The organism is Telluria sp. AZSoR62, assembly GCF_058111565.1.
The window spans coordinates 1-437 of sequence record NZ_JBYTST010000083.1; the positions used below are offsets into that span (position 1 = coordinate 1).

General features: G+C 48.5%; 1 protein-coding gene. It reads left to right on the forward strand.

Annotated elements, in window-relative coordinates; all coding sequences use genetic code 11:
• Positions 1-216: 216 nt before the first annotated feature.
• Positions 217-437: hypothetical protein (locus AC3XQU_RS22965; RefSeq protein WP_489876470.1), on the forward strand; the 221-nt coding region annotated here is incomplete at its 3' end.

Here is a 437-nt window from a genome sequence, read left to right on the forward strand (position 1 = left end):
GAAATCGCTGCGATCGTTGCGAGGTACGCCTTCGGTACGGGTAGCATTTAGTGCCGCCCAAATCTGGAGATAAATTTGGTTTCCCGCAAACTTGAGTGGCACCGTTAAAAGCACGGCTGTGAATTGAATCGGCGGTGCTGTGCGTGCACCACCTGTTAAGCCAAACCACGGTAGCCAAAACACTTTCTTCGAATCAAATCATTTTGAGAATTTCTCATGGTGGATGAGAGAAATATCTTTGACTGGTGCGTTAAACGCACCTACAATTCCCTCATTGTCTTAATCATTGGGGATCGCAAAATGAGGGTTGCATTGGAGGTGGGTAAGACCTACCAAACCGTGAATGGCGGCACTGTCGTTATCGAGCGTGATAACGGTGACGATCGGTTTCCTTTCTTCGGAAAGATCGTTGGCGTGGACGGTGTGAATGATCGCCT